This window comes from Streptomyces sp. NPDC006450, assembly GCF_040612195.1.
Taxonomy (GTDB): domain Bacteria; phylum Actinomycetota; class Actinomycetes; order Streptomycetales; family Streptomycetaceae; genus Streptomyces.
In genome coordinates this window covers 1-4,329 of sequence record NZ_JBEXPT010000226.1, presented here as the reverse complement: position 1 = coordinate 4,329, position 4,329 = coordinate 1, and the positions used below count along the sequence as shown (strand labels likewise).

At 71.0% G+C, this 4,329-nt stretch carries 5 protein-coding genes; 2 read left to right on the top strand and 3 right to left on the bottom strand.

The annotated features are described in order from the left end of the window. A partial coding sequence (locus tag ABZY57_RS32125; protein WP_356517974.1) for an alpha/beta fold hydrolase occupies nucleotides 1-350 on the bottom strand: 350 nt, incomplete at its 3' end. Nucleotides 351-444: 94 nt separating this feature from the next. Continuing rightward, a complete protein-coding gene (locus ABZY57_RS32120; RefSeq protein WP_356517972.1) occupies nucleotides 445-1,266 on the bottom strand; it encodes an AfsR/SARP family transcriptional regulator in 822 nt (273 codons plus the stop codon). A gap of 311 nt (nucleotides 1,267-1,577) precedes the next feature. On the opposite strand from ABZY57_RS32120, the gene ABZY57_RS32115 reads away from it, so the two are divergent. Next, on the top strand, nucleotides 1,578-1,775 hold the full coding sequence (locus ABZY57_RS32115; RefSeq protein ID WP_356517971.1) for a hypothetical protein: 198 nt from the start codon (nucleotides 1,578-1,580) through the stop codon (nucleotides 1,773-1,775). A 191-nt stretch (nucleotides 1,776-1,966) separates the two neighbouring features. Next, nucleotides 1,967-2,911 carry an AfsR/SARP family transcriptional regulator gene (locus ABZY57_RS32110; protein WP_356517969.1) on the top strand — a complete coding sequence of 315 codons (945 nt, stop codon included), beginning with the start codon at nucleotides 1,967-1,969 and terminating at the stop codon, nucleotides 2,909-2,911. Nucleotides 2,912-3,026: 115 nt separating this feature from the next. Here ABZY57_RS32110 and ABZY57_RS32105 read toward each other — a convergent pair whose 3' ends face one another. Continuing rightward, nucleotides 3,027-3,884, bottom strand: coding sequence for an AfsR/SARP family transcriptional regulator (locus ABZY57_RS32105; RefSeq protein WP_356517967.1), 858 nt, complete (start codon nucleotides 3,882-3,884; stop codon nucleotides 3,027-3,029). Nucleotides 3,885-4,329 lie beyond the last annotated feature (445 nt).

Below are 4,329 nucleotides of genomic sequence, written 5' to 3'. Positions count from 1 at the left end.
CTCTGTTGACAGCGGCGGAGCGGTGCGGCACTCTTGAGTCTGTTCCACTCAAGTTTGAGCGTGTACGCCACCAGGGCGCCCAGACTGTGGCCGTACAGCGCGTACGGTCCGGACCGGGCCGCCTCCAGCAGCGGGGGCAGCAGATCCGCCAGGAGCGTTTCGCGCTCGGTGACGCGCGGCTCGCGCCGCCGGCCGTCACGGCCCGGCAGCACCAGCGCCGCGACGTCCACGCCCGGTCCGGCCGCGACGGGCCAGCGACGGTAGCTGGCCACCCCCGCGCCCGCGTGGGCGAGGCAGTGGAGCCGTACCCGCCGGCCCACCACCTCCTCTACCGCCGTCAGCGAAGCCATCGGTCGCCCTCCTCCGGGAAGCTGTGCGGGCACGTTCGTCGTACGGCGCCGCCGCGGCCCGAGCGTCACCCGTGTGCCTTGAGTGGTACTCGATTCAGGCTGCGTACAGATCAAAGGTCGAGCTGCGCCGCGGCCCGCTGGTCACGTCCAGGCGCGGGTCGACGGCGAGCATCGCCTGGTGCAGCCGCTGGAGTTGCGGCGAGGGCTCGACGCCGAGCTCGTCGATCAGCCGCTGGCGCATCCGGCGGTAGACGTCGAGCGCTGAGGCCTGCCGGCCCGACCGGTAGAGCGCGACCATCGCCTGCGAGTGCAGCCCCTCGTGCTGGGGGTGGCGGGCGATCAGGTCGGTGAGCTCGGCGATGAGTTCGATGTGCCGGCCCAGCCGCAGGTCGGCGTCGATGCGGCGTTCGCGGGCCACGAGCCGGCTCTCCTCCAGCCGCATCACCTCGATGTCGAGGATCGGGCCGACGCGTACGTCCACCAGCGCGGGCCCCTCCCACAGGTCCAGTGCCTCGCGCAGACACTTGGCCAGCCGGGCGTCCTCGCCGTCCTCGAACGCCTGCTGCCCCTCCGCCACGAGGCGCTCGTACGCGCGCACGTCGACCGCCTCGGCCGGGACCTGGAGCAGGTAGCCGCCGTACCGGGTGGCGAGCACGTCCTTGGCCGAGCCGGGCGCGTCCGGACCCATGGCGGTGCCCAGTCTGCGACGCAGCTGGAGGATGTAGGTCTGAAGCGTGGTCAGCGCGCTCTGGGGCAGGTGGGTGCCCCAGATCTCTTCCATCAGCGTGGGCACGGGTACGACCCTGCCCGGGTAGAGCGCGAGCAGCGCCAGGATCTGGCGCGGCTTGCCCGCGGTCGGGACAACCGATATGCCGTTGACTTCGACATTCAACGGACCCAGGACCTTGATCTTCATGATTCCCCTCCGCGCCTTGCCGGCCGACTTCGGCAACAAGCCGGTGTTCGAGTTTTTCGATAGTGTCGCCTTCTGGCCCTTCTTGTCTTTGCCGTCGACGGCGGACGAGGGGCACCATATCCCTCTCCGACCGTGTCCTATGCAGAAATTGAGTGCACCTTGAGCGACCTTCCAATGGGACCGCCGCGCCTGGCGCACAGGAAGCCGTCACAGCGTCGGCGACATCTCCGCGCCGACGTGTCACGTAAAGCCCATATCGGCCGAACGAGTTCTCTTTCGGCGCTCTAGGCGGCGCTGCTAGGTTTCCGGCCATGGCAACGGATTCGACGGAGCGCAGCGCCGACCCGCTCACCCGCGGGTTGCTGAACCGACTCACCCGGGACCAGGCCGCAGGCCCGCCCGGGCTGCAGGACCTGCCCGATCCGAAGACCATGCTGCGGCTGCTGAGCGCCTGGCACCGGCGCGGGGTGCAGGTGGGCTTTCCGGACCTGACCGGCGGCCGGCCGTGAAACGGCGGGTCGCCTGAATCCCCCTCAAGGACCGCTCCACGAATCCCCGCGTACGGCCGGTTAATCCCCCGCCGGTACCGGGAAGCGCCTAGGGTCTGATAAGGAAGGAAGGATCCGCGGCCATTTCCGAGTGAATGCCGGGAACGGATCCGCGGCCGCGTACTTGCCGACTCTCCCCCTGCGAGGATGAGATGGAGTTTCGGATCCTGGGCCCTGTCCAGATCTTCGGCGAGCGCCCCGATATGCGGATCACACCGGCCGGCGCCAAGCAGCGCGCTCTTTTGGGCACGCTGGTCGTAAAGGCCGGCCAGGTCGTTTCCACGGACCGGCTCGTCGACGAATTGTGGGGCGAACATCCGCCCGCCAACGCCGCCAATGCCCTCCAGACCCATATCGCCCGGCTGCGCCGGCTGCTGCCCGTCCCCGCGCCCGCGCCCGGCTCCGGCTCCGGCTCCGGCGAGGGCCGGCACGAGTGGCTCGTGACCCGCCCGCTGGGCTACGTCCTGCGCCTGGGGCGGGCCGGCACCGACGCCCAGCGCTTCCACCGCCTCGCGGCCCAGGGCCGCTCGCTGGCCGCCACCGACCCGGCCCGGTCGGCCGAGGTCCTGCGCGAGGCGCTGGCGCTGTGGCGCGGCCCCGCGCTGGAGGGCGCGGGCCGCGGCACCATCTGCTCGGCCGAGGCATCGCTGCTGGAGGAGAGCCGGCTGATGACCCTGGAGACGCTGTACGACGCCTGCCTGCGGGCCGGCCGGGCCGGGGAGGTCGCCGGCGAGCTGGCGGAGCTGACGGCTTCCCATCCACTGCGTGAACGGTTCTACGAGCTGCTCATGACCGCGCTGTACCAGTGCGGGCGCCAGGCCGAGGCGTTGGGCGTCTACGACCGGGCGCGACGCCGGCTCGTGCACGACCTCGGAGTGGAGCCGGGGCCCGTACTGCGCGGCCGCATGGAGTCGATCCGCCACCGGCACGACCCGGAGCCCGGGGACACCGGAGAGGCGCAGGGGGCGGCGGGCACGCACCCGCTGCACGCCGAGGTGGCCCGGCTGCGCCACCAGCTCGAGGTGCTGAGCCGGCAGCACCGGGAACTGGCCGACCGCTTCGAGCGGCTGGCCGCGGACCGCGCGGCGAGCCGCTGAGGGCCGCGCCCGGCGTCCCGCACACAGCACTGAAGCCCCTCCCCCGGCCCGAGTTCGAGGGCCGGGAAGAGGGGCTTCGGTGGTCGTGCCGCCGACTGCCACGAGGACCGGGCGGTCAGTTCGTCCGTGCCACGAGCCGCCCGCCGCCGGCTCCCGCCGGAGCGGTCACCGGCAGGGCTGCCGCTTTGGACGGGGCCGCACTCTCGGGGTGCGCCATCAGGATGGAGCGCTGCAGCCTGCTCAACGCGGCCGAGGGTTCGAGGCCCAGCTCGGAGACGAGCATGGTGCGCAGCCGCTGGTAGACGTTGAGCGCCTCGCCGCGACGACCCGAGCGGTGCAGCGCCAGCATGAACTGGCCGTGCAGGCTCTCGTGCAGGCGGTACTGCTTGACCAGGACGGTCAGCTCCGACAGCAGCTCGCGGTGGCGGCCCAGGCGCAGATCCGCCTCGATGCGCTGGTCGAGCGCGCACAGGCGCAGCTCCTCCAGGCGCCTGACCTCCGTCTCTATCCGGCTCCCGGCCTGTACGTCGGTGAGCGCGGGACCGGTCCACAGCGAGAGCGCGTCGGCCAGCCGGCGCGCGGCGCCCTGGTAGTCGTCGGCGTCCATCGCCCGGTAGCCGGCACCGGCCCTGCGCTCGAACTCCCGGTAGTCGACGCTTCCGCCACGGGTCTCCAGGCGGTAGCCGCCGGGGAGGGTGGCCAGGATGTCCTTCGGTGTGCAGCGCTCGTTCTCGCCGTACGCCAGTGCCACGCCGATGAGCTCGCGCAGTTGCAGGACGTACGTCTGCAACGTGGTGCGCGCACTGCGCGGCGGGGTCTGCTCCCACAACTCCTCGATCAGCATGGCCACGGGGACCGCCTGGTCGGCGTGGAGCGCGAGCAGGGCCAGGACCTGCCGTGGCTTGGGTGCCGTCGGCGTGATCGACACCCCGTTCTCATGAACGGACAGCGCACCAAGCACTTCGATGTCCACGTTCTCCCCAAATGTCGCCTGGAGGCCGGTTCGCGGCCTGCGCGTTTTTTTCCCGCGTGTCCGCTGCCGGGGCCCGGGTGCACAGCCAACCGGACCCCTTGATAACAAAACAGCGCAGTCGGTTTGTCAATCCCAGACACGTACCCGGTAGGTCGGATCGCATGTTTCCAGCCATTCTTTGGCTCCATGACCACCCCAGCCGTGCCGCCCTTGGCACCGATTTGCCTGTGTTTCCAAGCGATTCGACGCACCGATCCACGCGAACACCGACGAAAGAGCGCCACGGCGACATGGCCGGAACCTTCTCGGCCGCCACGCAGAAACGGCCTCGGCCCCTCGCGTGGTCGCGAAGGGCCCGGGGCGCCGGGCGCACCAAACCAGACCCGGGAGATAGGGAAAGGGGCGGGGGGGGGTAGATTGTGTGCGGGGTGGGGGTTTTGTGGGG